Source organism: Pseudidiomarina donghaiensis (genome assembly GCF_900116895.1).
In the GTDB taxonomy this organism is placed as follows: domain Bacteria; phylum Pseudomonadota; class Gammaproteobacteria; order Enterobacterales; family Alteromonadaceae; genus Pseudidiomarina; species Pseudidiomarina donghaiensis.
This window is the reverse complement of the sequence record NZ_FPCF01000001.1, coordinates 180,333-206,933: the sequence shown is the minus strand read 5'-3', so window position 1 is coordinate 206,933 and position 26,601 is coordinate 180,333. Positions and strand designations below refer to the sequence as shown.

At 48.8% G+C, this 26,601-nt stretch carries 21 protein-coding genes; 3 read left to right on the top strand and 18 right to left on the bottom strand.

From position 1 onward, the window contains the following. Positions 1-66: 66 nt before the first annotated feature. From BM334_RS00990 to BM334_RS00935, 12 genes are all read right to left on the bottom strand, one after another. Positions 67-1,290 carry a type II secretion system F family protein gene (locus BM334_RS00990; RefSeq protein ID WP_092836684.1) on the bottom strand — a complete coding sequence of 408 codons (1,224 nt, stop codon included), beginning with the start codon at positions 1,288-1,290 and terminating at the stop codon, positions 67-69. Beyond that, entirely contained in the window at positions 1,277-3,037 is a 1,761-nt protein-coding gene (locus tag BM334_RS00985) for a GspE/PulE family protein (RefSeq protein ID WP_092836681.1), read from the bottom strand. The genes BM334_RS00990 and BM334_RS00985 overlap by 14 nt, the downstream gene beginning before the upstream one ends. A gap of 1 nt (position 3,038) precedes the next feature. Next, the gene (locus BM334_RS00980) at positions 3,039-4,181 is read right to left on the bottom strand and encodes a tetratricopeptide repeat protein (RefSeq protein ID WP_092836677.1); all 1,143 of its coding nucleotides are present in this window, start codon (positions 4,179-4,181) and stop codon (positions 3,039-3,041) included. Next, a complete protein-coding gene (locus BM334_RS00975; RefSeq protein WP_092836674.1) occupies positions 4,178-5,092 on the bottom strand; it encodes an ExeA family protein in 915 nt (304 codons plus the stop codon). The genes BM334_RS00980 and BM334_RS00975 overlap by 4 nt, the downstream gene beginning before the upstream one ends. 7 nt (positions 5,093-5,099) lie before the next feature. Further along, a complete protein-coding gene (gene mshL, locus BM334_RS00970; RefSeq protein WP_092836672.1) occupies positions 5,100-6,740 on the bottom strand; it encodes a pilus (MSHA type) biogenesis protein MshL in 1,641 nt (546 codons plus the stop codon). Then, positions 6,737-7,105 carry a hypothetical protein gene (locus BM334_RS00965; RefSeq protein WP_092836669.1) on the bottom strand — a complete coding sequence of 123 codons (369 nt, stop codon included), beginning with the start codon at positions 7,103-7,105 and terminating at the stop codon, positions 6,737-6,739. The genes mshL and BM334_RS00965 overlap by 4 nt, the downstream gene beginning before the upstream one ends. After that, positions 7,092-7,736 carry a hypothetical protein gene (locus BM334_RS00960; protein WP_092836666.1) on the bottom strand — a complete coding sequence of 215 codons (645 nt, stop codon included), beginning with the start codon at positions 7,734-7,736 and terminating at the stop codon, positions 7,092-7,094. Before BM334_RS00960 ends, BM334_RS00965 begins: the two co-directional genes overlap by 14 nt. Next, positions 7,736-8,365, bottom strand: coding sequence for a PilN domain-containing protein (locus BM334_RS00955; RefSeq protein WP_092836663.1), 630 nt, complete (start codon positions 8,363-8,365; stop codon positions 7,736-7,738). The genes BM334_RS00960 and BM334_RS00955 overlap by 1 nt, the downstream gene beginning before the upstream one ends. Further along, positions 8,362-9,315, bottom strand: coding sequence for a hypothetical protein (locus BM334_RS00950; RefSeq protein WP_092836660.1), 954 nt, complete (start codon positions 9,313-9,315; stop codon positions 8,362-8,364). The genes BM334_RS00955 and BM334_RS00950 overlap by 4 nt, the downstream gene beginning before the upstream one ends. Positions 9,316-9,453: 138 nt before the next feature. Beyond that, entirely contained in the window at positions 9,454-10,485 is a 1,032-nt protein-coding gene (pyrC, locus tag BM334_RS00945; RefSeq protein ID WP_092839151.1) for a dihydroorotase, read from the bottom strand. A gap of 72 nt (positions 10,486-10,557) precedes the next feature. Then, positions 10,558-12,888 carry a sensor domain-containing diguanylate cyclase gene (locus tag BM334_RS00940; protein WP_092836657.1) on the bottom strand — a complete coding sequence of 777 codons (2,331 nt, stop codon included), beginning with the start codon at positions 12,886-12,888 and terminating at the stop codon, positions 10,558-10,560. Positions 12,889-12,951: 63 nt separating this feature from the next. After that, complete coding sequence (locus BM334_RS00935; RefSeq protein WP_092836654.1) at positions 12,952-13,530, bottom strand: thymidine kinase; 579 nt, start codon at positions 13,528-13,530, stop codon at positions 12,952-12,954. A 243-nt stretch (positions 13,531-13,773) separates the two neighbouring features. Between BM334_RS00935 and BM334_RS00930 the strand changes: the two genes are divergently transcribed. Further along, positions 13,774-15,003 carry an adenosine deaminase family protein gene (locus tag BM334_RS00930; RefSeq protein WP_092836651.1) on the top strand — a complete coding sequence of 410 codons (1,230 nt, stop codon included), beginning with the start codon at positions 13,774-13,776 and terminating at the stop codon, positions 15,001-15,003. Between the two features lie 9 nt (positions 15,004-15,012). Here BM334_RS00930 and BM334_RS00925 read toward each other — a convergent pair whose 3' ends face one another. The 4 genes from BM334_RS00925 to BM334_RS00910 all read right to left on the bottom strand — a co-directional run bounded on the left by BM334_RS00925 (position 15,013) and on the right by BM334_RS00910 (position 20,561). Continuing rightward, positions 15,013-17,436, bottom strand: a complete 2,424-nt coding sequence (locus tag BM334_RS00925) for a bifunctional diguanylate cyclase/phosphodiesterase (protein WP_092836648.1) — start codon at positions 17,434-17,436, stop codon at positions 15,013-15,015. After that, positions 17,433-18,395: an ABC transporter substrate-binding protein gene (locus tag BM334_RS00920; protein ID WP_126801804.1), complete on the bottom strand. Its 963-nt coding sequence runs from the start codon at positions 18,393-18,395 to the stop codon at positions 17,433-17,435. Before BM334_RS00920 ends, BM334_RS00925 begins: the two co-directional genes overlap by 4 nt. 120 nt (positions 18,396-18,515) lie before the next feature. After that, positions 18,516-19,127 carry a single-stranded DNA-binding protein gene (gene ssb / locus BM334_RS00915; RefSeq protein ID WP_092836642.1) on the bottom strand — a complete coding sequence of 204 codons (612 nt, stop codon included), beginning with the start codon at positions 19,125-19,127 and terminating at the stop codon, positions 18,516-18,518. A 48-nt stretch (positions 19,128-19,175) separates the two neighbouring features. Next, a complete protein-coding gene (locus tag BM334_RS00910) occupies positions 19,176-20,561 on the bottom strand; it encodes an MFS transporter (protein ID WP_092836639.1) in 1,386 nt (461 codons plus the stop codon). A 117-nt stretch (positions 20,562-20,678) separates the two neighbouring features. On the opposite strand from BM334_RS00910, the gene uvrA reads away from it, so the two are divergent. Then, entirely contained in the window at positions 20,679-23,522 is a 2,844-nt protein-coding gene (gene uvrA, locus BM334_RS00905) for an excinuclease ABC subunit UvrA (RefSeq protein ID WP_092836636.1), read from the top strand. A 21-nt stretch (positions 23,523-23,543) separates the two neighbouring features. After that, the gene (gene glsA, locus BM334_RS00900; RefSeq protein ID WP_055439365.1) at positions 23,544-24,500 is read left to right on the top strand and encodes a glutaminase A; all 957 of its coding nucleotides are present in this window, start codon (positions 23,544-23,546) and stop codon (positions 24,498-24,500) included. On the opposite strand, the gene BM334_RS00895 is transcribed toward glsA, so the two are convergent. Beyond that, positions 24,497-25,240: a substrate-binding periplasmic protein gene (locus tag BM334_RS00895; protein ID WP_092836633.1), complete on the bottom strand. Its 744-nt coding sequence runs from the start codon at positions 25,238-25,240 to the stop codon at positions 24,497-24,499. The genes glsA and BM334_RS00895 overlap by 4 nt on opposite strands. A gap of 185 nt (positions 25,241-25,425) precedes the next feature. Then, a complete protein-coding gene (gene tuf, locus BM334_RS00890; protein WP_092836630.1) occupies positions 25,426-26,586 on the bottom strand; it encodes an elongation factor Tu in 1,161 nt (386 codons plus the stop codon). Between the last annotated feature and the right edge of the window lie 15 nt (positions 26,587-26,601).

Sequence of the window (26,601 nt, the reverse complement as noted above, 5' to 3'; positions counted from 1 at the left end):
ATGTCGATAATTCACGCAAATATTAAAGGTTAACGCCATTTGTTAAATTAATGTATTAAAAAGCCTTTAACGACCTCGATACGCATCCATCATTTCCCACATCGGCAAGAATACACCCAGTGCCATAATTGTGATAATAATTGCCACAAAGACTAGCATAATGGGTTCAATTCGTGCGGTTAAGCTCTTCAAGTCATAATCGACTTCGCGTTCATAATATCCTGCTACTTCAAACAACATTTCATCAACTCGCCCGGTTTCTTCACCGACTGAGATCATTTGTAATACCAGCGGTGTAAACAATTCACTGCTACGGGCTGTACGCGTTAAGCTTTCGCCGCGTTCAATATTACGTCGCATATCGTTAATACGACCACTCATCCACGCGTTATCCACCGCCTCGGCAACCAAACCAAGGCCTTGTGTTAATGGCACACCGGCTTGCAGCATCACCGCAAAGGTTCGTGCAAAACGCGCGAGCAGCGAGCGCATAATAATATCACCCACCACTGGCATGCGGGTTTTGAACTTATCCCAGGCTAACTTACCTGCTGTGGTTTTTACGTAATTTACAATACCAGCAATAGCGACCACGACGGCGCCGAGCATAAGCGGCCACCAATTTACAAAGAAATTTGAGGTCGCCAATATAATTCGTGTGGGTAGCGGCAGTTCAACATTAAAATTCGCAAACATTTGTGCAAACGGGGGAATAACCCAAATGTTGATAACCACAACAGCTGCCACTAAAGCCATCATAATGAACATGGGATATCGCAGTGCCGCTTTAATCGCTTTGCGAGTCTCTTGTTCTTTTTCTAAATAATCGGAAAGCTGCAAAAATGCGCCTTCTAACTCACCGGTATTTTCGCCCACGTGCACAATGGCTACCAACAAGCGCGGGAACACTCGCGGGTGAGAGGCCATTGCTGATGACAATTGACGACCACGTTCTAACTGATCAACCAAATCGTGCAAAACCGCACTGAAGCGCTTGTTGCTGGTATTTTCGGCTAAGCCTTCCATAGCGCGAAGCAGTGGAATTCCGGCTTTGGTGAGTGAATACATTTGCCGCGTAAAAATAATCAAATCAACGTGATTGATACGTTGTTGAAATAAGCCTTTTTTCTCAGGGCTCGCTTTGTTGGCGGCCGATTCAACATTTATCGCAAGTGGCGTGACGCCTCGGCGCAATAGGCTTTCGGCAGCAGAGCTTTCGCTAGCCGCTTCAATAACTCCTTGAACTACTTGGCCGCCAGTATCGCGACCACGATACTTATAATTCGCCATCGTCACCTGCTGTTGCGTCAGTTACGCGCAATTCTTTTTCTTCGACGGTTTCAGCTAAGAAGAGCACTTCGTCCAACGACGTTATACCTTCACGGGCATACTCTAACGCCACGCTTGCCAGTGGTTGATACCCTTCAGATTGCCGCGCAGCTTGCGCAAATTCTCGCATATTACTGTCTCGCAACGCGTCGATCATGCTTTCGTTCATTTCTAATAATTCAAACACACCAATTCGGCCTTTGTAACCGGTATGGTTACAACTACGACAACCTTTGCCGCGCACAAAACCACTACCGTCGGCTGGAATTGACGGATCCATACGGCGCAATAGCGTTAATTCCGCCGCTTCGGGTTGGTCTGCGGTTTTACAGTTATCACAAACGCGACGGATAAGCCGCTGCGCCAATACGCCTCGCAACGCAGCACCAACCAAGTACGGTGCAGCGCCCATGTCTATTAAACGCAGCGCACTGGTAATGGAGTCGTTGGTGTGCAAGGTGGTTAGCACCAAGTGACCGGTTATTGCACCACGTAAACCAATTTCAACGGTCTCGTGGTCACGCATCTCACCCACCATGATAATGTCGGGGTCTTGGCGCAAGGTGGTACGCAGAACGTTGGAAAAACTTAAGCCAATTTTACTGTTTACTTGTACTTGTGAAATACGCGGTAAACGATATTCGACCGGGTCTTCCACCGTAATAATTTTTTTCTCGGCTTGGTTCAGTTCGCTAAGCGCGCCGTACAAAGTGGTCGTTTTACCAGAACCTGTTGGGCCGGTCACAATTAGCATACCGTAAGGGCGGTGAATTAAGCGCCGTACTCGCTGTAAAATGTGCTCTGGCATACCGGTTTGCTCAAGGTGCAGTAAGCCGGCTGATTGGTCTAGCAAACGCATAACGCACGACTCACCGTATTGCACGGGCATGGTCGACACCCGCACATCAATGCTGTGGTCGCGTACTTTGATATTAAACCGTCCGTCTTGTGGCAGTCGTTTTTCCGATATATCGAGCCCAGCCATGAGTTTTAAGCGCAACAGCAAGGCATTGGCAATGTTGGTTTCGGTCAGCACGTTCTCTTGCAGCACACCGTCAACCCGCATACGAATTCGCAACGCACGGTCATCGGGCTCAATATGAATATCGGACGCGCGTACCTGAACGGCATCGGCAAAAATAGACTGCAGCAATTTCGCTACAGTGGCTTCGTCGTCATCGTCATCTAATGATAACGCGCCTAAGTCAAACTCCGCGCCGTCTTGGGTTTCGGTTTGTAGCTCTTTGGCAAACTGCGCGATGTCTTTGGTGCGACGATATAAATTGTCGAACGCTTCAAGTAAGTCCGCGTCAGGCACAACGGCAAGCTTAAGTTCTCGTGGCTGCAGATATTGAGAAATCGCATCCACCGCAGCTAAGTCGGCTGGGTCACTCATGCCGACCAACGCTGAGGTATCGTCCGCTTCAATAACCAGTGCGCGATGGCGTCGGGCTTGCACCTCTGGAATTAAATTAACGACATTTTCTGGAATTTTTCTGTCGTTTAAAGCAATCAAGGGAATATTCAGCTGGCGTGCTAAAAACTCGAGCAGTTCGTGCTCTTTAATGAATCCCAAGTCAACCAGCGTCACACCCAGCTTGCGGCCATTCTGTTTTTGGTCGCTCAGTGCCTGCTGCAACTGGCTGCTAGAAATCATGCCGTCTTGAACTAACAGGTCACCTAAGCGCATTTTTAAACGAGGACGCATTTTAGTAGCCCTCCAAAATAACTAAACGCTGTTCCACGTATTCGCGCGCGTCATTGCCTAAGTCTCGGCTTTGTAGAGCCTGCTGATAACAGCGCACTGCAGCTTCAAGGTTGTCACCATCTTCATGCGCAACCGCTGCGGCCAGCCACCAACGTCCCTCGCCAAACTGGCTAGCTAGCACAGTATAGTCTGCAGCCGCTTCATTAAAATAACCAAGTTGCGTGGCTGCAGCAGCACGCAACTTCATGAGTTCTGGCGCCTCTGGTGCGTCGCTGCTGATATTCAATAGCGCGGTGTAGGCCTGCTCTACGCGACCAATGCGTTCTAGAATTCGGGCGAACAGTAACTGCCATTCAGCCTGTTGAGGGCGCATATCTAATCCCTGTTGCAATAGGGTCAAGGCGCGAGTGGTCATGCCTCGGCCATACCAATATGCCGCCAACTCACTGCGTACTTCAACATGATCGGGCTTCACAACCAGCGCTTTTTCTAACAAAGTTTGGCCTTCGGTGCGGTTACCCTTATCAAACGCGGCGCGTGCCTTTTCAAGATTATTGGCGGCAAGCTCGTCAGGGCTAAGCTGTACCCGGGTTACCTCAAACGTTCCAGTGCTATGCGGTGATTTCTTCACAACCTTGGCGGAAGGCGCAGGTTTACTCTCAGTTGTCGGCTTATCTGTTGCGGTTAGCTCTGTTGCGTCTGCAGAAGCGGTCGCATTTTCGTTATTTGAAGGTTTTTCAGTAGCTAAATTGGGTTTTGCTTCAGCCACCGGCTGCAACGCGCTTACATCAACGATCGCTTTATTTTTTACCGGTGACTGAACTGACGACTCTGGTTGTTCAATCACTTCTGTTTGGGGCTGCTCTAGAGTTGGTTCTTGCTGCACAACTTTAGCAGCATCACCCGTGGTTACAGGGGGCACTTCGGTAACCTGCACGGGCTCTTGATCATGCTGTTTTTTGTCAGCGTAAATCCACCACAAATTCAAACCACCAATGATCACCGCGGCACTAAAGAGTACGGTGACGATAATCCAAATCCAGTGAATAGGTTGTGGCGCTACCGCCGCCGGCGTATAGGTTTGCGTACGCGCTGTTTGCTGGCGTTGGTCTAGGTCTTTCAGCATGCGATTAATGACGCTCATGCGGCAACCCCATCTAACCAGCCTTGGCTATAGGCAACCCACATGAGAGCGCCCACAACGATGGCACTAGCCATCACCCATGGCCACTTGGCCTGGGGCAAGGTCGCGTCTTCGGTATCTTCAACCGCCATTTTAACGTGCTTTGCGGTAATGGGATAAACCCCTCCGCCGTAGCCTAGCAGTAACACCTTGTGGCACAACACATTTACCAAACGCGGAATACCACGACTTGCTTGATGCAACATACTCACCACTTTACCGCTAAAAATTGGAGTGCCTTTATAGCCTGCCACATGCAGCCGATGCGAAATATAACGGGCTAACTCATGCACTGTCATCGCCTGCAAATGATAACTAAACGAAATACGCTGCCGTAATTGCCGGTGGGCTCGCTCCGCCAAGCGCTCATCAAGCTCAGGCTGACCAAATAAAACGATATGAAGCAGCTTGCGGGTTTCAGTTTCTAAGTTAGAAATTAGGCGCAATGCTTCTAGCGAATCACTCGGCAGCGCTTGCGCTTCATCAAGCACAATAATAACGGTTTCGCCACGCTGATTAATTTCCATCAACTTGTGTTGAATAGCTTGGGTAACTAGCTGCTGACTGGTTGCAGCGCTAATATCAACTTGTAACTCTCTGGCAATTTGCGCGCGCAGCTCTTCGGGCGTCAAATATGGATTAGGTATGTAAGCGGTCACATACTTTTCAGGCAACTCGTTAAGCAGCTTACGGCATAACAAAGTCTTCCCTGTACCTACCTCACCAACCACTTTTATGAAGCCTTCACCGGTTTGCAACGCGGTAAGTAACACCTCTAAGGCCGCACGGTGACCTTCCAGATCACAGTAAAAGCTGGTGTTCGGTGTTAAGGTAAAGGGCAGCTCGGAAAGCCCGTAATGCTTCTGATACATAGCGGCTTTAGTTTCCGTACCATTTTTGCAAAATTTCACTCGAACGATTGAGCTCGTCTTGCCAGGTTTCTGCGCCAACAACGGTTGGTCGAATTAAGATAATAAGCTCTTTCTTCTGCTCAGTTCGGCGGGTGTTTTTAAACAAATTACCGACTACTGGAATATCACCTAACAACGGCGCCTTCGCCTCAACGTTGCTGTAAGTGGTTTGCATGAGGCCACCTAACACAACAATTTCGCCGTTACGTGCTTTCACAATAGTATCGCTTTCACGAATATTGCTTTGCGCCAGAGGTAACACAAAGGTGTCGTTATTAAGTTTGACCACTTTCTCTTGTTCAGAGGTTTCAACGACGGACGGGTGAACGTGCAAGATAACTTCACCGTTTTCGCTAATCTGTGGCGTAATGTCTAACGAAATACCCGAGAAAAATGGCGTCAATTCAATGTTTGGTGTTGACGTTGTGGCGGTGCCGGTAACCGTGGTTGTCGATACATTGGTGACGAAGTATTCGTCTTCACCAATTTTAATGACTGCTTTTTGGTTATTGGCAGCACTAACTCGCGGATTCGATAGCACTTGCACGTTGCCTTGGTTTTGCAGCAAGTTCAACGCACCGGCAAAATCACCAACGTTGAGTGTCATGCCAAACACGCCTTCAAGCGAATTACTAACCGAGCCATTGGCACCAAATGTTATTGCGCCACTGCCGCTTCCCGCGCTGAATAAATCATTCCAATTAATGCCTTGTTGGTAGTCGTCATTAAGCGCAACTTCAACAATGCGAGCTTCAAGAATGACCTGGCGCTGCAAGCGTTTCTGGGCCGATTCTAAAAATTCACGCGCGGCCCGAAGCTCCGATGGCATGGCAGTTACGGTGACCAAGCCGGCTTGTGGCGCCACCACCACACGGCGGCCTTCGCCCGGGCCAATAATGCCCTTTAAAATAGCTTCAAGGTCATTCCAAAGATCGGTTTCCGACGAGCTGCTAATGGATGAACCGTTGGTTTGCATGCCATTCATGTTTTGTGCGGTGTTGTTTGCACCACCTTGGTTGCCAAGCAAGTTATTATTGGCATTGCCGCCGTATTGATTATTGCCAGAGTTATTGCGGTCGTTGTCTTTCACGCCGCCAGAGCTCACACTAGTTTGTGATAATCCCATACGACGCAGTGCAAGATAATCTAAAGCGATAGTTTCACTGCGCAGCCCCGCTGGAAACACACGAATCATGCGGTTTTCTTTACGTACTTCAAAACCATAAATATCGCTGACAACTTCTAAGGTCTCAGTTAACGTGACATCTTTTAAACTCACCGTAATTTCGCCGTTTACTTGAGGGTGCACCACAATGTTATAGGGTGAGTCAGCAGCTAAGCCAGCAAAGAAATCTTTTGCACTTATGCCGTTGGCTGAAATTGAAAAACGTGGTTCTGCTAATAGTTTTGCACCAGCTTCTCGCAATTCTGTATTGTCGCCGCGTAGGCTTTGTCGCACCGACTCAGGCAGTGGTGGGCGCTCGGTATTACCACGCGAACCAGCCCCTGATTGCAGCGCCTGTTGCGCCTCAACCGGTTTGCGTTCCGGTTGCTGTGCACATGCGGTAAGTATGATTATCGCAGCGGCGAAAATGGCGGTTCGTGTCATAAATTGTTCCCCGAAGTCTTCACACTGTCCTTAGTCAATTCAAACAACCTCAACGTTAATCGTTTTTCGGTTTGCTGATCGCGCAAAGTGACAAAATTTAAATCTATTTTTTCAACCAAGTAGTTTTCAAAACGCTCGCCTTGGTAAAATCGCTGACCGTTAATCAATGCAGAACGGTTACTTCCCATAAACTGTATCGACTGCAGACGAGGACCACTTGAAGATTTTTGCGTACTGTCATGACGCTGTTCAAGTTGCCGCGGTGGCATTGTCGGGTCACTCAGTTCTTGCGCGAAACCCACTGGGGTTATTGCCAATAAAATTGCCAAGAACAAGCCCACACCAAGTTGATTAACTTGCAACATAGTCGCGCTCCAAGCTAATTGTGTAAATTTCGATCACCGCCTCAGCATTTGGCGCATTAAGTACTTTATAATCTAGACGCTGCCAGTAAAACGACCAATCGAGCTGCTCCAATTGCTGCAAATAATCAGCTAATGCAAAGTAACGACCTTGAACTGTTAATTGCAAACGGTGGCGATAAATAGCGCTGTCTTCATTTTCGGCATCTTGATAAACCAGCTCTGCCGGTAGCGCTTGCGCCGACGTTACTTTAACCCCTTTAGCCTCGTTTAATAGGGCTTTGAGTAAAGCGCGATTATCTGCGGCGCTAACGTAATTTGCCTCTTGATTCAGGCGTTGGTTAATTTGCACCAGTCGCTGCTGCAACTGCTCAAGGCGCTGGCGTTGTGCTGCCTGAGGGTCACCAGCCAAACGTGCATCAACACTATTTATTTCGCCCTGTAATTGCGCAATTTGGCCTTGTACTTGTTGCTGTTTATTGTGCTCCGCTTGAATTAAGTCCAGAGCCGGACGGGCGCCTACCCAAAACCCTAAGTACAAAATCATCAGCACAACAACCGCAAACCAAATGCGCCGGCGTTTCGGATCTGCCTGTTCAAATTTTGCTTGCCACTGCTGCCATTGAGCTTTCATTATTGAGCCCCCGCAGTGCGCGCCGAGTGCGACAACAAACTACTGTGCGCAAGACTACCGACAGTAAAGTCGAGCGCAGCTTCTTGGCTGTTATCGCGCAGTTCAAACACGCCAAACTGGCGCTCTTGTAATGTTGGATAGTTTGAAAAACTCGCCAACCATTGCGGTAAGGCACTGGCATCGGTGGTTTTACCTTGCAGCGTTAACTGGTTATTGGCGGCAATAACCCGCTGCAGCCAAATACTCTCAACATCAGCTTTGGCGATATCTGTGAGCAACTGCGCAAAACTAGTTTGACTAGCTGCGGTTACCGAAGTCATTTGCTGCAGCAAGCGTTGCCGTTGAGCGAGTTGAGCTTCAATATTCGCAATTTCTTTTTCAACTTGCGGATTATTCATCGCTGCGCGTAATTCATTTTGTTTAGCCGTTAACCGCTGTTGCACTTGGCTTAGTTCATGATTCGTGCGCTGAGTTGCTATCTGTTGTTGCCCGGCATACCAATGACTTGCTCCAGAAAACAGCACGGCGAGCACTGCGGCCGCCGCGACCACTCCCGCTGCGCGTGTAAAGGTCAGCGACTGCTTACGCGGATGTAACTCTGGAACATACAGGTTAGCTAGCTGCTTCATGCGGCCACCTGCTTAGCTTCACGCAATGCCTGCGTTAACAATATGGCGCCCAGCACTGGAAAATCAGAACAATCTCCGGCACCAAGTTCTTGTGCCCACTCGGGATAATCAATCCAGCTTGCTTCTAGCCCTAAGTCTTCGCTTAACTGCTTTTGTACGCCGGCACGATGTTTTAACCCCACCGCCAATACAACATTGCTTACCGGACGTTGGCGTAGCTGGCGTTCAAAGTAATCAGCGGAGCGTTGCACTTCAACGCTCAGTGGCGATGCGCCACCCAAATCAATTTCATCAGCTGTCAGCTGCGATAATTGCTCAAGATTACGTACCACACGGTTTACTTGCATTTGACCATTTAAATAAACCTGCAGCAGGGCCGGCTCTTGGCCATGTTGATAAGCCACAACGCTGGCCTCGGCAACATGCTGGAACAAAGGCGCGATGGCCTGCTCCTCAGAAATGATTCCGACAATGTTGTCACTAATTTCGTGCAACACCGAAAGTACAGGCTCTAAAACTTTACGGTCAGCAACTATGGCATTGAGTTTATCTTGCCCGGGCATTTGTACTGGCACGTCGTAATAATCTGCAATAATGTCACCCGGTTGCAACGACACTAAATCGCGTAGGTTGTAACGCAAGGCTTGGCTGACTTCTTCAGGCGGGAGGTTGGGGCGTTCTAACTGCACACTTTGATACAACGATGGCGCCAGCACCAACACTACAGCTGGGTTGCCTTTGCTATAACGCGCATATTTATTGGTTAGCTGTTGAATCGCTTCAGCCCAATTGCCTGCGGTCACTTCCGCATAATCTGAAACGATGAGCGCAGGAGAGTGAGCCGGATCGGAGCTTGCAAACTCAGCGATAGCTAGCGATACAGAATTGGTGGCCAACGCATAAGTCAGCACCAGTCGATTGTTGTGTTTAGCGCGCCACAAACGAATCAAGACGTTTCCCTTTTAAATTATGCTTTTTATTATAGTTTTAATTATAGTCTGTACTGTCTATAAGACCATGCCTTTACGATAAATACTAGATTGTTAAATTGTTCAAGCAAATGTTTATTTATTGTTAATTATTGTTATTTATTTAACCTGCCAATTGAGTAGGTTTCCAGCCCAATAGGGTACCATAGGCCCTACCGCTGTCGAAACAACCTCCGGTACCCGCCACGGCTCACGTACCAGGGTTACTTTGGTTGCTGCACGTGGGTAGCCATAAAAATCTGCACCAAAGCCGCTTGCAAAATCTTCTAGCTTCTCTAACGCATTCATTTGTTCAAAAAACTCTGCATATAACGGTAGCGCTGCAGGTGCCGAGTAACAACCCGCACAGCCACAGGCCGTTTCTTTTTTCGACTGGGCATGCGGTGCTGAGTCTGTTCCTATGAAAAATTTCGGGCTGCCTGATACCGCAGCACGACGCAGCTCTAATTGATGATCGCGGCGCTTTAGGATTGGTAAGCAATAGTTGTGCGGGCGCACACCGCCAACTAAGAGATCATTACGGTTCATCAATAAATGCTGTGGCGTAATGGTTGCGGCCACGTTGCTGCCTTGACTTTCAACAAAAGCGACGGCGTCGGCCGTGGTAATGTGTTCGAGCACTAATTTTAAGTTTGGATGACGCTGCATAAGCGGTCGCAAATGCCGATCAATAAATACCTTTTCACGGTCAAAAATATCAATATCGGCGGTTGTTACTTCACCGTGAACCAACAGCGGTACTTGTAACTCCGCCATTGCTGCGAACACGTTATCTAGACCATCAACATCGGTCACACCAGCGTCTGAGTTGGTGGTGGCCCCTGAAGGATATAGTTTAAAGCCGATAACATGAGGGTTTTGGGCGGCGGCACGAACCGTCTCTAAACTAGTGTTTTGGGTAAGATACAACGCCATGAGCGGTTGAAAGTTATTCTCGGGTGGGCGTTGCGCTAAAATGCGCTGGCGATAAGCTTCGGCTTGTTCGACCGAGGTGACCGGCGGAACTAAATTGGGCATGACCACTGCGCGGCCAAAAACTTCTGCTGTGGCCGGTACGGTGTTCGCAAGTAATTCACCATCGCGAAGGTGCAGGTGCCAATCATCCGGAGTGGTTATTGTTAGCTCGGTCATTTGTCCGCTTGCCTGCGTGTTTACCTGCATAAGTACCTCTTAGTTCGTGCGATGATGGAAATATCGTCGTTATTATATCTCGTCTGCGGCAATACAGCGATTACGACCTGCAGCTTTTGCTTCGTAAAGCGCCCGATCGGCTCGCGCCAACCAACGATCAAGATCGTTATCTGTGGCTTGCAACGTCGCCACCCCAATACTCACAGTGACTGGTATATTTTTCCCTTCCCAAATGAAATCTTCTGCTTCAATAGCTGCGCGAACGCGCTCGGCACCTTGCATGGCCTGCTGGCTGTTTGCGTGTAAAAATAAGATACCGAATTCTTCACCACCCTGGCGCCCTAATAAATCGCCTTCACGAAGCTGTTGCTCGGTAATACGACAAAATTGTGTCAATACGTGGTCACCTGCTGCATGACCAAAGGTGTCGTTCACTTTTTTAAAGTGATCAAGGTCAATAATCGCAACACTCACAGGTGTGTCGTAGCGCTGATATTCAAGCAATCGTTGTTCCGCCGTTTCAAGAAAAACACGTCGATTGGCCACTTTCGTTAACTCGTCAGTTGTTGCCATTTTTCGCAATTCATCGACAGCACTTTTCCGCTCCTCGTCCATGCGCCGTATATGCATTAAAGTGCCCAAAGTATTCAAAATTGGCTCGAGCAAGGCAAGCTGCTCACGCTGATAGCTATCATTAGCATTAGCCAGTAGCAATAAGCCGACCACATTACGCTTAAAGTACAACGGCATAATCAGCGCATTCTGAAACTCGGGCATTTCAACCGGAAAGAACGTCGCTTCATGGGCCTGCACAGGAAACGGACACAGTTGAGGTTCACCGCGAATCAACACGGTCTGTATCACATCCCCGCTTACCTCAACATCCAGCCCTTGTTGAATCAAGCGCTGGAAAGCGGCATTTTTCTCTTCGTCATTGGCAGTTTTCACACCATGCAACCACACCATGTTGCGCGCACGCGAATTCGAGTCATGTAATTCTCCCACTAAGCCAAACTCACTTTCGGTTAAGGCCATCAGTTTGGGAATTGCAGTGTCACAAACCTCGCTGAAGTTTTTCACAAATAAAAATTCATGCTGAACTGTACTCACCAAACTAAGCACGGCTTCTTGCTGCCGACGGTGCTGCTCGTTCTGTACATGTTCTGTTATGTCGTGATGAATACCAACCATGCGGGTAACAAGGTTGTTTTCATCACGCTCAATTACTTTGCCGATAGTATGCAGCCATAAATAATGACCGTCTGCGTGTTGAATGCGCATACGAGCTTCAAAACGCTCAGTCTGCCCTTTTAAATGACTCTGCAGCGCTTGTCGTGCATCTTGAAAGTCATCTGGATGAATTAACTTGGCCCACGCATTATCACGCGCATAGCTCTTGTTCCGGCCAAGCAGTTCGCGCCATGTATGATTAACTTTTACCTGTTGCGCTGTGAGATCCCAGTCCCAAGTTGATAGGTTGCCCGCAGACAGTGCGAGCTCGAAACTTTGGTTGGCATGCTGAAGACTTAATTCAAGGTTCTTGCGTTTGGTGCTGTCGTGTAAATAACCGCGGACGCGAATCACTCGGCCCGAGCGGTCATGATCGGCTTTAGCAAAATGACTCACCCAGCGCACCTGCCCCGTCGGCGTAAGCACCCGATAATCCATTTCTAAGGTTTCGCGCTTACCGTCTAAAACAGCTTGCATACGGCTAAGCAGCTCGCGTTGATCGGCTATGTGCACTATAGACTCGTAACGCACTGCTGGGTCTAATAAATAATCGGCTTGGTAACCCAACACGCGCTCAGCGTTCTCGGCAACATAAATTAAGTGTGCTTCGGGCTCAACTTGCCATACCACCGCAGCAACAGGACCTTGCGCTAGCACATGGCGCTCTTGTTCGTAGTTGCTAATGGCATAGCGCGCTTGCAGTTCGTCACGCACCCAATCCGTGAGTGTTTCCAGCCAATACTGCTGTTGTTGTGTCAACTCTCGAGGCTTACTGTCGATAATACAGAGCGTACCAATAAATAACCCCGGAGCCATTTCAAGCGGGACGCCGGCATAAAAACGAACGCCATCAATACAGTCAATATAGGGGTTATCATGAAAGCGAGGATCTTGGCTGGCGTCGTTAACGACCATAGTAGCGCCCTTGGCAACCACGTGCGCGCACATCGACACTTCGCGAGGCGTTTCTTGCCCGTCAAATCCAACGGCTGATTTGAACCACTGACGCTCAGCGTCAACCAAGGTAATAATGGCAGTTTCAACTTCAAACAGGTCTTTTGCAAACGCTGTAATTTGGTCAAAAACAGGTTCCGGCTCCGTATCCAATATGTCGAGCTCGTGCAGAAGGTGCAGCCGCTGCAACTCATTTTTGGGGATAGGCGCGGATGTCATTGACTCTCCAACAAGTTTTTAAGACGTAGACAAATATTAGCAGCTAATCGCTAATCTGTGTAATTACCGACCAAGCTTTTCCTTCCAATGTTTACGGCAGCACGAGATATATCGATCGTTCCCGCCAATGGCAATTTGGTTCCCTTCTTTAACGGCATTGCCTTGCGCATCAATTCGTAAATTCATGGTTGCTTTGCGGCCGCAGTAACAGATGGTTTTCATTTCCGCCAATTTATCGGCTACGGCAAGCAAAATAGCGCTGCCTGGGAAAGCATTTCCAAACGCGTCACTACGAATACCGTAACACATAACCGGTACATCAAGCCTATCGACCACATCAGTTAACTGCCAAACCTGCTGCTCGGTTAAAAACTGCGACTCGTCAATCAGCACACAGTCTATGGCTTCTCGACTATGGCGCGCTTCAATCAGTGCGGCTAAATCCGTGGTATTAGAAAAAGCCAAGGCTTCACGCTCAATACCTAACCGCGAAGCAATGCGCCCATGCCCCGCTCGGTCATCAATTGAAGGGGTTAATAGCAATACGCGTTGGTCGCGTTCTTCATAGTTGTGGGCTACCTGCAGCAATGAGGTGCTTTTGCCGGCGTTCATTGCCGAGTAAGTAAAGTAAAGTGAGGCCATAAGATCGTTGTTCGTCCGCTTCGCTGTTCGTTATTCGTACGCTTCGCTGTTCGTGCGCTTTGCTGTTCGTGCGCGGCGCTATTCGTTGGTGGTTTAGTGTGTCTTTTTTTTTGAATCACGACAAGCGTTAGCTCATAAAACACGAACAGAGAACAAAGAGAACGCACGAACAGCGAAGCGCACGAATAACGAAAAACGCTTTCCCTAGTGGTATACTCTGAAAAATTGACTAAGGAGAAGCGAATGACCACTCAATACTCACCCGACTTTTTGAAAGCCATGCCCAAAGCTGATCTGCACCTGCATTTAGACGGCAGCTTAAGACCCGACGGGCTTATTGAAATGGCGAAGCGGAGCAATATTGAGTTACCGTCATACACCGTAGATGGCTTATATGACTTGGTGTTTAAAGAGTCGTACCAGAACCTTGGTGAATACTTAAACGGTTTTCAATACACCTGCGCGGTGTTGCGCGATATGGAAAACCTTGAACAGGCGGCATACGAATTAGCGCAAGACAACATTGCTGAGGGCGTGATTTACATTGAGGTGCGTTTTGCCCCGCAATTAATGATGGACCCAGCGCGCGGTATCGATTTTGATACGGTTATGCACGCCACCAACAAAGGCTTGTCACGCGCTAAACACGAATACAATGCGCAGTCCGCAGTGGCGAACGGCGACAAGCCGCCATTTGATTACGGTATTATCAACTGCGCCATGCGTATGTTTGGTAAAAAGGGGTTCTCACCGTATTACACGCAACTGTTTCAAATGTTGCGTGACCATGAACCCAAGCAAGTGATCAAAACCGCCGCCATGGAAATGATTCGCGCTAGCGTTCGCTTGCGAGACGAAGAAGGCTTGCCGATTGTTGGCTTAGACATTGCAGGGCAAGAAATGGGTTACCCTGCCCATGACTTCAAAGAAGTGTATGAATACGCGCATCAGAACTTCTTATTAAAAACAGTGCATGCTGGCGAAGCATACGGCGCTGAAAGCATTTTTGAAGCCTTAACACAATGTTATGCCGACCGTTTGGGCCACGGTTACTCATTGTTCTCACCAGATATGATTCAAGACCCCAGCATTACCGACAAAGAAGATTATGCCCGCCGGCTCGCTTCATTTATTGCTGACCGCCGCATTGCCATTGAAGTGTGTATTACCAGTAACCTGCAAACCAACCCAGATATTGGCGATGTGAGTAACCATAACTTTAAGCACATGTTCAACAACCGTTTAGCAACGGTTATTTGTACCGATAACCGCCTGGTGTCGCGTACCACAGTTACCCGCGAGTATGAACTGGCATTGAGCGCCGTAGACGTTCCGTTGAAGCGCTTGAAAGACATGGTTGCGTACGGCTTTAAGAAAAACTTTTTTGCTGGCAACTATATTGAAAAACGGGCATATGCAAAGCAGGCCCTAGAGTATTTTGACAAAGTAGCTAACGAACATAACGTGCGCTAATTGCGCACGTTATTTAGAGCCTTCAATAAACGCAACAGCCGGCAAGGGTTTGGCAAAATAATAACCTTGGCAAACAATGTCGGCTGATTGTTCTTGTAGATACTGCACCTGACTTTTCGTTTCAACACCTTCAGCAACCACTCGCAAGTCTAAGTGCTTGCCCATTGAGATAACCATTTCGACTAATTTCTCTTTGTGATGATCACCAATACCATCAACAAAACTTTTATCGATTTTTAGCTCATCTAACGGCAGTTGGTTTAAATAGCCAAGTGACGAATACCCGGTGCCAAAGTCGTCGATGGAAAACTGCACCCCAGACTGCTTCAGCGTCTTCATTTTTAGTGCTATGTCTTCGAAGTCTTCAACAAACAGGTTTTCGGTCACCTCAAGTATCAGCCTGTGCGGTTCAACACCGCTGCGCAATAACAAACGCTCTATTTTGAAGACAAAGTCGTATTTGCGGAATTGGCGCAGGCTAATGTTCACCGCCAGCGTCATGTGCGCAGGCAGTTTATTGAGTAACGTAATGGCTTCGCTGAGAATCCAGTCTCCTAACTCAACAATAAGGTCAGACTTCTCAGCTATTTCAATAAAAATGCCCGGCGGCACCATGCCGCGCTCGGGATGATGCCAACGGCACAACACTTCAACCCCGACTATTTCGCCATTGGCATGCTGTTGTGGCTGCACATAGAGTTCAAGTTGATTGAGCATCATTGCTTCGCGCAACTCGCGCTCTATTTCGAACCGCTGCTCCAACTGGTAACTATACGCCGGGTTGTAAACAGCTAACTGATTGCCCCCTGACTCTTTTGCATTGTGAATAGCGGTTTCAGCATGACGAATGATGGCTTCTGGGGTATCTGCATACTCTGGGTACAGCACCATGCCAGCACTTGCAGTGATAGTGAGGCTTTCATCGCTGATCACCAACTCACGTGATATTTCATCCAGAACCTCTTGCACCATCACCTTGGAATGCGCCAGCATGTGCTCTCGTTCACTATGGGCCGGTAGCAACAAAGCAAACAAATCACCACCAAGGTTACCGAGTACCGCGTCCGTTTGATGTTTAACAATGCTAGCTAAGCGTTCACTTACCGCTAGCAACACCTTGTCACCGAACTCAAAGCCTCGAACATCATTAATTCGTTGCAGACCGTCTAGGTCAAATAGCACCACAGCCCCAAACTTGCGTGGGGTGCGCTGCTGCATAAATTCACTGAGTAATTCGAGGCATTTTGTTCGGTTAGGAAGCCCCGTGAGCACGTCGTAGTACGCCAAATAATTTAATTGTGCTTCCGCGGCGCGCTTTTCGGTAATGTTTTGCTTACTTGCTAAATAATGGGTGATGTTGCCGTCGTCATCGCGCAACGGCGAAATAGTTGCCCATTCGCGGTACTCACTACCATCCTTACGGCGGTTGTATAGCTCGCCTTGCCAGATTTTGCCTTGAGTGAGCGCGCTCCACATGGCCTCATAAGTGCTTTGCGGTGTATTCCCCGAGGCCAACACTTTTGGGTCCCTACCAAGCACTTCGTTAGCGCTAAAGCCTGTGATATCGGTAAAAGCTTGGTTGACATATTCTATACGCGCATCAAGGTCGGTGATGACAATACTGTCGCTACTCTGTTCAACCGCAGCACTCAGTTTATTCAAATGTTGTTCGTATTGCTCACGCGCCTGTGCGGCGTTTATTAAAGCTTCGCCAAGTAGGTTGAGCTCGTTATAGCGACGCCCCGGTAGCGGCTCAATTTTTTCACGTTTGGCAAATCTGTCGAGTTTACTTACTAGCTGGGCAACAGGACGTACAATGACAATTTGTAACCCCAGCCAAAGCAGTACCCCTAGCGCAAACAATACCGTTAAAAACACCACCAATTCATTAAGTGCTATCGAGCTGAGTTTGTACCAGGTATTGTCGTGCGCGTAGCTGATCAGCAATATGTTGCGTTTAAGCTCAACCTCTAAGTCAGGTCCGGTAAGCACTGGTACTATGGCCACAAAATGTTTATGCTCTGGGTGATAGGTAATCTGCGTAACCCCTGAGCGTCCAGCGTTTTGTAGAGCTTGTTGCGGCACGTCCTGAATAAAACTTTGTATACTAGGGTCAACAATATTGGCGTTATAAAACGCCATGAACTTGCCGTCGCTATCTAGCACTGCGGCATGGCGCACTTGCGGGTGCACATGAATTTCACTCAGTAGCTCGGCTAGCGCGTTAAATCGATTAATCGCGAAAATACGGTTCATTGAACCCTGAGCGACAACCACCATTGAACGTAGCTCCAACTCGGCACGTTGGTAGGCTTCTTCTTGCTGTGCTTTAATAAGGTAATAATTAAGCGAACCTAAAATAATCAGCGCGATCACCACAATAGGTACCGTAATTTGCAAACTTAGCCGCTGCCAGAAATGTAATGACTTCACAGCACGCCCTCACAAACCGGCAATGCTTTTAAGTTAGCGTGCAAGCCTGAGTCGACCAAATGGCTAGCTACAGTTGCGGAAACTTGATCATAGCGCGTTGCTAAAAACTCACGACTCGCTTGGCTGTTGTATAGCTGTAAGCCTGCCAACGCACTTTTTAACTCTGGCTTGGAAAGCCCAGTCAGCTGCGCCAAAGTACTGAAGTCTTCGCTTTGATTATTGGCAATGGCTTCAATGGCTTGGTCCCAATTGTTGGTCACATAGCTTTTCAGCGCTTCTTTATGTTGGCGCCAAGCGCTTTGCCGAACAATCACGGTGTCGATAATTTCATCCTTGATTTCGCGACTACTGAAAACCGTGACGGCGCCAGCCTGTTCAAGCTGTTGACTAAAAGGCGCATAAGCAATCACAGCATCAAACTGCTTACGCTCAAACGCCCGCAACTGCCCTGCTGGAGTGACAATTTGTCGTTTAATACGCTGTGGGTTAATTTCATGTAGCTCTATCCAACGCGACAAAATAAACCGCGACAGAGCGCTGTCTTCCATGCCTATTAATAACGGTTCTTCACCACTTAGTTTGGTGTCAATATCTGAGTGCGCGAGCACAGCATCGGCGCCATAAGAGCTGGTGAGCACGGCGGCAATACAGAAATTTAAATCGGTACGCGAGTTCAAACTGAGCGCGTTATCAAGGCTTAGAAAAGCCACCGCTGCAGCCTGGTTAGTTAGCATGCGTAGCACACTCACGTCAGAAACTAACATGGTCACGTTTAGCTGCGTTGGGGTAAGCTCTGGATGAAGTATGTTTTGCACATAAAACGGCTGATAACCTAGCCACGAATTACCGACCACGTTAATGGGGTCTTGGTATTGTTCGCAACTAAGCAGCGTTGCAGCGGCTAACAAGCCAACGCTTACATTGCGTAATCGGGATAACAGCGTTGTTCGTATGGACACGGAAATCTCACGTTGCAACTAGAAGTTAATGACTAGTTTAGAACAAAACGAAACAACGCACTATGCGGATCATCAAAAAAGCCCTGTTTAATACAGGGCTTTTTAAGTCTTAGTGTGTGCTTAGAACGGGATATCGTCGTCGAAATCTTGGTCTGGCACAAACGGCTCTTGGTTCTGCTGCGGCTGCTGCGCCGGCTGCTGGCCACCTTGCTGATTACCTTGCTGAGAGAAGCTTTGCGCTGGAGCCTGACGCTGGCCGCCTTGCTGACCGCCGCCAAAGCCACCTTGGCCGCCCTGTTGGCCACCTTGTGGTGCGTTTTGTTGGCCGCCTTGTTGGCCACCACCAAACTGACCGCCACCGTAACCGCCGCCTTGACCTTGACCGCCGCCTGGGCGTCCATCAAGCATTTGCAAGTCGTTAATCACGATTTCTGTGGTGTAGCGTTCAACGCCGTCTTGGCCTTGCCATTTACGGGTTTGCAGGCGCCCTTCAACGTATACTTTCGAGCCTTTTTTCAAGTACTCACCGGCAATTTCTGCCAAACGGCGGTACGCCACACAACGGTGCCACTCGGTTTGCTCACGTGGCTCGCCAGTTTGCTTATCTTTCCAGGTTTCGCTAGTGGCGATAGATAGGTTGGCGATGGCTGTGTTGCTTTGCGTGTAGCGCACTTCTGGGTCGGCGCCTAAATTACCTATTAAAATTACTTTGTTGATGCCGCGACTGGCCATGCCATCTGCTCCTTCACTTGTCTTTTATGTTCTACTTAAATGTTTTGCTTATGCAGTATAGGGCGCCAACTGCGCCCTCACGTCTGCTTCATTGTAATTGGTTTTGTGTACTTTTAAATACACTGTTTTCTCCGCCGCCACAATGCGAACTTCTTCCACACCGTCAATGGCGCTAAGCTGCTCAGCAAGGCCATCGGCTTGTGTCGCTGTCAATAACGGTAGCTCATAGCTCACGCTTTGTTGCTGCGGCGGTGGCTGCATACCAAAGCTAATTGCGAACCAGCATAGTAGCAGTACTGTACAGAAAATCCCAACGCCGATGAGGCCAATATGTTGATAAATGGACCCGCCTGCGGCTCCCCCTACAAAGGCCCCGAAAAACTGAAATGTGGCGTAAATACCGCTTGCGCTGCCCTTGCGCCCTGCGGGGGCAAAGCGCGTTAACGATGACGGTAAGGTTGCTTCAAGAAAGTTAAAGCCGGTAAAAAATAGCACAACAGCGATAGCTAAATACGTCCAATGCGCCGGTACAAAGACGATAACAGCCACAGCGCCCAGCACCAGGGCAATAGCGACGCGGAAAAAGCGAGGTTGTTGGCGCTGACGCTCGGCTTTAATGAGCATTGGAATCATAAATGCAAACGAGGCAATTAACGTGGGTAAGTACAGCCACGCATGATCGTCCGCAGCAAGCCCGCCACGCATTAGCTGCAATGGCACCACCACAAAAAATGCGGTGAGTACACAATGCAGTACAAACACCCCAAAGTTAAGACGTGCCAATTGGCGGTCTTTGAAAAGCATACCTAATTCGCTTTTCAGTGGTATCAGATCACCGCGGGCAGACTTTTGCGCCACTTTAGGCACCGCTAACAACAATACGACAATACCGAAAACAGCGCTAACTGCTGTGAAATAGAACAAGCCCGACAAACCAATTTGCGCGCCTAACAATGGCCCCAACACCAACGCTAACGCGAACGACAGACCAATAAACATGCCAATAGTGGCCATTACTTTAGGGCGTTGTGAGTCGCGTGTAATGTCGGCAGCGAGCGCTAAAATAGCCGCAGCAATGGCGCCTGTACCTTGCAGTGCTCGGCCAACCACAACGCCCACCAGGGTGTCTGCGGTGGCGGCCACAAGGCTACCTACGGCGAATAGAAGCAAGCCACCTACAATAACCGGGCGGCGACCAATGCGGTCTGACAACATTCCCAGCGGAATTTGCAGCAACGCCTGGGTTAAACCGTAAGCACCAATGGCTAAACCAATAAGCAATGGCGTATAGTCTGGATATTTTTGACCATAAATAGCGATAACGGGCATGATCAAAAACAGGCCCAGCATACGTAATCCAAATACAGCAGCTAAAGCGCCCGAAGCGCGCCGCTCGATAGGAGTTAGTCGGTTGTCTTGGTGTTGCTGTCGCATGAAATTCTCATAGCTGCAGGAAAAAATCGCTGGCCATTGTACCAGAAGGTACTGGTTGTGCGATAATACTCGTTTCATTCAATCGCTTGTCATTGACAACACAGAGTCGTCGTTCTCATGGATAAAATAGAAATCCGCGGTGCCCGCACCCACAACCTGAAAAATATCAACGTAACCATTCCACGCGATAAGTTAGTGGTGATAACTGGCTTGTCAGGTTCCGGGAAGTCCTCTTTAGCATTCGATACCCTTTATGCTGAAGGTCAACGCCGCTACGTGGAGTCTTTATCGGCCTACGCACGTCAGTTCTTGTCACTGATGGAAAAGCCCGATGTTGATAGCATTGAGGGGTTATCCCCAGCGATTTCGATTGAGCAGAAGTCAACCTCGCATAATCCGCGCTCAACCGTGGGTACCATTACCGAAATATACGACTACCTACGTTTAATGTTCGCCCGAGTTGGCGAGCCCCGCTGCCCAACGCACAATGTGGCACTTGCTGCGCAAACTATTTCGCAAATGGTTGATCAAGTGCTGGCATTGCCGGAAGGTGAAAAGCTGATGATTGTGGCGCCTATTATTCAAGAGCGCAAAGGCGAGCACACCAAGGTACTCGAGAATTTAGCCGCGCAAGGCTTCATTCGAGCCCGCATTGACGGTGAACTGTGCGATTTGAGCGATCCGCCAAAGCTTGAGCTGCAGAAGAAACATACCATTGAAGTGGTCGTTGACCGCATAAAAGTACGCGAAGGCCTAGAACTGCGTCTAGCCGAGTCATTTGAAACCGCTTTAGAACTGAGCGGCGGCACCGCTATTGCAGTGCCTATGGAAGCTGACTCGAGCGTGCAAGAGATTGTCTTCTCTGCCAACTTTGCTTGCCCTCACTGTGGCTATAGCATGCAAGAACTTGAGCCGCGCTTGTTCTCGTTTAACAACCCGGCGGGCGCCTGTGGCTCATGCGACGGTTTAGGTATTGAGCAGTTTTTTGACCCCGCCAAAGTGGTCACCAACCCAGAGCTAAGCCTAACTGGCGGTGCCATACGTGGCTGGGACAAACGTAACTTCTATTACTACCAAATGCTTCAGTCGCTCGCTAAGCATTATAAATTTGACCTGAACAAGCCGTTTAATAGCTTGGCCGACGAGCATCAACAGGTGGTTCTGTTTGGTAGTGGCAAAACCGAAATTGAGTTCAGCTACATGAACGACCGTGGAGACCGCGTTGCACGCACTCATGCATTTGAAGGCATTATTCCGAACATGCAGCGCCGCTACCGCGAAACCGACTCGATGGCCGTTCGCGAAGATTTATCCAAGTATTTGGCATCGCAGCCATGTAAAAGCTGTGGTGGCGCACGCTTACGTCAAGAAGCACGCCATGTTTATGTCAATGACACAACCCTGCCGCAAGTGGTTGAGCGTTCTATTGGCGATGCTTTAGCGTTTTTCCAACAGTTGGAACTTGAAGGCCAGCGCGCCAAAATTGCGGAAAAAATTCTAAAAGAAATCAACGACCGTTTAGGCTTTCTCGTCAACGTAGGCCTGAACTATCTAAGCTTGTCACGAAGTGCAGAAACATTGTCAGGCGGTGAAGCTCAGCGTATTCGTTTAGCGTCACAAATTGGCGCGGGCTTGGTGGGTGTGATGTACGTGTTGGATGAGCCATCGATTGGCTTGCATCAGCGCGACAACGAGCGCTTGTTGAACACCCTCACGCGCCTACGCGACCTGGGTAATACCGTGATTGTGGTTGAGCACGACGAAGATGCCATACGCGCTGCTGACCACGTTATTGATATTGGCCCTGGCGCAGGTGTGCACGGCGGCGAAGTGATTGCACAAGGGCACTATGAAGACATTATTGCCAATGAAGCATCACTTACGGGTGACTATTTATCAGGTCGCAAAGAAATTGCCGTGCCGCAGCAACGCAACAAATCCGGTAAGCATTGGCTAAAACTAAATGGTGCAACCGGCAATAACTTGAAGAACGTCAACGCCGAGCTGCCCATTGGTCTCATGACTTGTGTGACGGGTGTGTCTGGCTCAGGTAAATCAACCTTAATTAATGACACCCTGTTTCGTATTGCCCACCGCGAATTGAATAAAGCGACTACGGGCGAACCGGCACCCTATACTAGCATTGACGGTATGCAGTACTTAGACAAAGTGGTCGACATTGATCAAAGCCCTATCGGCCGTACGCCACGATCGAACCCAGCCACTTATACCGGTATTTTCACCCCAATTCGAGAATTATATGCGGGCACCGAAGAAGCCCGTTCGCGCGGCTACAAAGTGGGTCGTTTTAGCTTTAACGTGCGCGGCGGTCGCTGCGAAGCCTGCCAAGGCGACGGTGTCATCAAAGTAGAAATGCATTTCTTACCTGACGTGTACGTGCCTTGTGACGTGTGTAAGGGCAAACGTTACAATCGCGAAACGCTAGAAATTAAATACAAAGGTAAGAGCATTCACGAAGTGCTCGATATGACCGTGGAGGACGCCCGTGAATTCTTTGCGCCTATTCCGGCCATTGCTCGCAAACTACAAACCTTGATGGATGTCGGCTTGTCATACATTCGCTTGGGGCAATCAGCAACCACGCTCTCGGGTGGTGAAGCGCAACGGGTAAAATTAGCCCGGGAATTATCCAAACGCGATACCGGCAAAACCTTGTATATTTTGGATGAGCCAACCACCGGCTTGCACTTCCACGATATTCAGCAACTGTTGACGGTACTGCACCGCTTGCGCGACCATGGCAATACCATTGTTATTATTGAGCATAACCTGGACGTGATAAAAACAGCCGACTGGATTATCGACTTAGGGCCCGAGGGTGGCTCAGGCGGCGGTGAGATATTAACCGCCGGTAGCCCCGAGGAGATTGTTAAATGTGAGCGCTCACATACTGCACGCTTCTTAAAACCACTGTTATCGAGCAATGCCAATAAGGCTTAATAGGAGTCATTAGTTCAACCCATGACACACGATGTAATCAGCGGCGGGCAACCAATACATGCCCCTGACAACCTCAAACCACTGCTAGAGGATATTCTGCAGCAGGCCATGTCTGTGAATGACGGTAAAGTCGCCGATTACATTCCTGCCTTGGCAGAGGTTAAAGCTGATTACTGCGCGCTGACGGTTGCCACGCTTGATGGCAACGTCACCTCGGTCGGCGATACCAATAAACCGTTTTCCATTCAGTCTATTTCTAAAATTTATGGGCTGATGTTGGCGATGGAACGTCTTGGCGACCCGTTATGGGAACGCGTGCAGATGGAGCCCTCAGGTCAGCCTTTTAATTCAATTGTTCAGCTTGAATGGGAAAAAGGCATTCCGCGCAACCCCATGATCAACGCGGGCGCGATTTTAGTCAGCGATGTGTTAGTTAGCCATTACTCAGCCAGTAAATCGGCATTACTGAGCATGGTTCGGGGTTTGTGCGGCAGTGAAGCTGTGTGCGTCGATTCTCGGGTTCATGAGTCCGAACGTGAACATGGCGCTCGCAACGCCGCGTTAGCTTACTTGATGAAAAGTTTCGGCAATATTGAGTCAGACGTTGAAGAAGTACTCGACCATTACTTCTGGCAGTGCGCGCTGACTATGAACACTGAACAGCTAGCGAGTAGCTTGGCGTTTTTAGCCAACCGCGGTCAGTGCCCTCGCAGCGGAAAGCAAATCACCTCACATCGTGATGCGCAGCGTATTAATGCACTACTGAGTACCAGTGGCATGTATGATCAGTCGGGGCAATTTGCCTTTACTGTGGGCTTGCCGGCAAAAAGTGGCGTGGGTGGCGGAATTATCGCCATTGTTCCAGACTACGGTGTCATTAGTGCTTGGAGCCCGCCGCTAAACAGCTTCGGAAACTCTGCGCGCGGCATGTTTATGATTCGCGAATTGGCAAACCGCCTTGGTCTTAGCGTTTACTAAAGCCGATGCTTGGACAATATTTGCTGTAACTCCCCGGTTTGACGTAACTCGCTCAATAACACCTCTAATTTGTCAGCACTAATAGCCTTGCCTGGATTACTCACAGCACTTAGTTGATGAACGCTGTAATGCTGCTCAGAAAGTAGCAACTTACTACGCGTTTCTTCCATGAGTACCGAGCGAATGTAGGCATCGGCAAGCATAATTAAATCTAATCGACCATTTAATAGCATACGTAAATTTACTTGGTGCGAATGCCCCAAATAAATACCGTACTCTTCTTCGAGCACACGGTTATCTTTTTCATTCGCAACAAACGGATAATGGTAACCAATGATGCCACCAAAGCGCAGGCCTTTTACCTGAAAGAAAGACTGCCCTCTGTTGATATGCTTGCGCGCGACAAAACGCTCTTTGTCTTCATAAATAGGCGTGGTTAACTGAACAGCATAATCAACGTGCTCCCATCCCCAACTACGATCTTCGAAAAATATCGCATCGCAACACCCCTGCTCACGCAAGGCGTCATAACGACCATTTGGCGCAATGTGTACCACGCTAAAATGGTAGTCAGACTGCTTAGCATTAAGTGCTTTGACGATATCGCCGACTAAGTGCTGGGTGTTCTCGGTGGTGAAATACGGTGGGTATTCGTAAGCGGCTATGCGTACTTCTTTCGGTGCGCTATTAGCGCTAGCAATGGCGATAACGCTGAGAATGAGGATGACAAACTGCTTCATTGTCGGGGTACTCCATTTATTATGGAGTCATCCTCATGCTTTTTTAATAAAAAAGCAAGGCCGATATTAGCTATTGGATATTGGATATTAGAAGGGCGTTGCTCGTTAAAACAAAAAAGGGAGCCCGAAGCTCCCCTTTCAAAACAACCCGGCCCTATCTCATAGAGAGAACGCCGGGCTACGCATTAAGCGATGATCTTAGATACAACGCCTGCGCCTACAGTACGACCACCTTCACGAATCGCGAAACGAAGACCTTCGTCCATCGCGATTGGGTGAATCAGTTCTACTACGAACTTCAGGTTGTCGCCTGGCATGACCATTTCTACGCCTTCTGGCAATTCTACTGCACCAGTTACGTCAGTGGTACGGAAGTAGAACTGTGGACGGTAGCCTTTGAAGAATGGCGTATGACGGCCACCTTCTTCTTTGGTCAATACGTACACTTCAGCTTCAAACTGAGTGTGTGGAGTGATTGAGCCTGGCTTCGCCAATACTTGGCCACGCTGAATCTCGTCACGCTTAGTACCACGCAACAAGGCACCGATGTTCTCGCCTGCACGACCTTCGTCAAGCAATTTACGGAACATCTCAACACCAGTTACAGTCGTCTTCACGGTATCTTGAATACCAACGATTTCAACTTCGTCACCAGTACGAACGATACCACGCTCTACACGACCAGTTACTACAGTACCACGGCCTGAGATTGAGAATACGTCTTCGATTGGCATGATGAACGGCTTGTCGATATCACGCTCTGGCTCTGGAATGTAGGTATCCAATGCTTCTGCCAATTCAACAATTTTCGCTTCCCACTTCTCTTCGCCTTCCAACGCTTTCAACGCTGAACCTTGAATTACTGGCAAGTCGTCGCCTGGGAAGTCGTACTCAGAAAGAAGTTCACGAACTTCCATCTCTACCAATTCCAACAACTCTTCGTCGTCTACCATGTCACATTTGTTCATGAAAACGATGATGAACTTTTTTTTTTCACGCGTTTGTGGCATTGGGCCGTCAGTTGCAGCTACTACCAAGATAGCGCCGTCCATCTGCGCAGCACCGGTGATCATGTTTTTAACATAGTCAGCGTGCCCTGGGCAGTCTACGTGTGCGTAGTGACGTGATGGAGTATCGTACTCTACGTGTGAAGTCGCGATGGTGATACCACGCGCTTTTTCTTCTGGTGCGTTATCGATTTGATCGAATGCACGTGCTGAACCACCGTAGGTTTTCGCCAATACTGTGGTGATCGCAGCGGTCAGAGTAGTTTTACCGTGGTCAACGTGGCCGATAGTACCGACGTTAACGTGCGGTTTGGAACGTTCAAATTTTTCTTTTGCCATGACTTTTCCTTAACT

Bases quoted from the DNA above. Each gene is read 5' to 3' on its own strand.
- BM334_RS00940 (WP_092836657.1), bottom strand. From the start codon at position 12,888: ATGACATCCGCGCCTATCCCCAAAAATGAGTTGCAGCGGCTGCACCTT.
- BM334_RS00930 (WP_092836651.1), top strand. From the start codon at position 13,774: ATGACCACTCAATACTCACCCGACTTTTTGAAAGCCATGCCCAAAGCT.
- mshL (WP_092836672.1), bottom strand. From the start codon at position 6,740: ATGACACGAACCGCCATTTTCGCCGCTGCGATAATCATACTTACCGCA.
- BM334_RS00990 (WP_092836684.1), bottom strand. From the start codon at position 1,290: ATGGCGAATTATAAGTATCGTGGTCGCGATACTGGCGGCCAAGTAGTT.
- tuf (WP_092836630.1), bottom strand. From the start codon at position 26,586: ATGGCAAAAGAAAAATTTGAACGTTCCAAACCGCACGTTAACGTCGGT.
- BM334_RS00935 (WP_092836654.1), bottom strand. From the start codon at position 13,530: ATGGCCTCACTTTACTTTACTTACTCGGCAATGAACGCCGGCAAAAGC.
- ssb (WP_092836642.1), bottom strand. From the start codon at position 19,127: ATGGCCAGTCGCGGCATCAACAAAGTAATTTTAATAGGTAATTTAGGC.
- uvrA (WP_092836636.1), top strand. From the start codon at position 20,679: ATGGATAAAATAGAAATCCGCGGTGCCCGCACCCACAACCTGAAAAAT.
- BM334_RS00960 (WP_092836666.1), bottom strand. From the start codon at position 7,736: ATGAAAGCTCAATGGCAGCAGTGGCAAGCAAAATTTGAACAGGCAGAT.
- BM334_RS00975 (WP_092836674.1), bottom strand. From the start codon at position 5,092: ATGTATCAGAAGCATTACGGGCTTTCCGAGCTGCCCTTTACCTTAACA.
- BM334_RS00985 (WP_092836681.1), bottom strand. From the start codon at position 3,037: ATGCGTCCTCGTTTAAAAATGCGCTTAGGTGACCTGTTAGTTCAAGAC.
- BM334_RS00910 (WP_092836639.1), bottom strand. From the start codon at position 20,561: ATGCGACAGCAACACCAAGACAACCGACTAACTCCTATCGAGCGGCGC.
- BM334_RS00955 (WP_092836663.1), bottom strand. From the start codon at position 8,365: ATGAAGCAGCTAGCTAACCTGTATGTTCCAGAGTTACATCCGCGTAAG.
- pyrC (WP_092839151.1), bottom strand. From the start codon at position 10,485: ATGACCGAGCTAACAATAACCACTCCGGATGATTGGCACCTGCACCTT.
- BM334_RS00895 (WP_092836633.1), bottom strand. From the start codon at position 25,240: ATGAAGCAGTTTGTCATCCTCATTCTCAGCGTTATCGCCATTGCTAGC.
- BM334_RS00965 (WP_092836669.1), bottom strand. From the start codon at position 7,105: ATGTTGCAAGTTAATCAACTTGGTGTGGGCTTGTTCTTGGCAATTTTA.
- glsA (WP_055439365.1), top strand. From the start codon at position 23,544: ATGACACACGATGTAATCAGCGGCGGGCAACCAATACATGCCCCTGAC.
- BM334_RS00980 (WP_092836677.1), bottom strand. From the start codon at position 4,181: ATGAGCGTCATTAATCGCATGCTGAAAGACCTAGACCAACGCCAGCAA.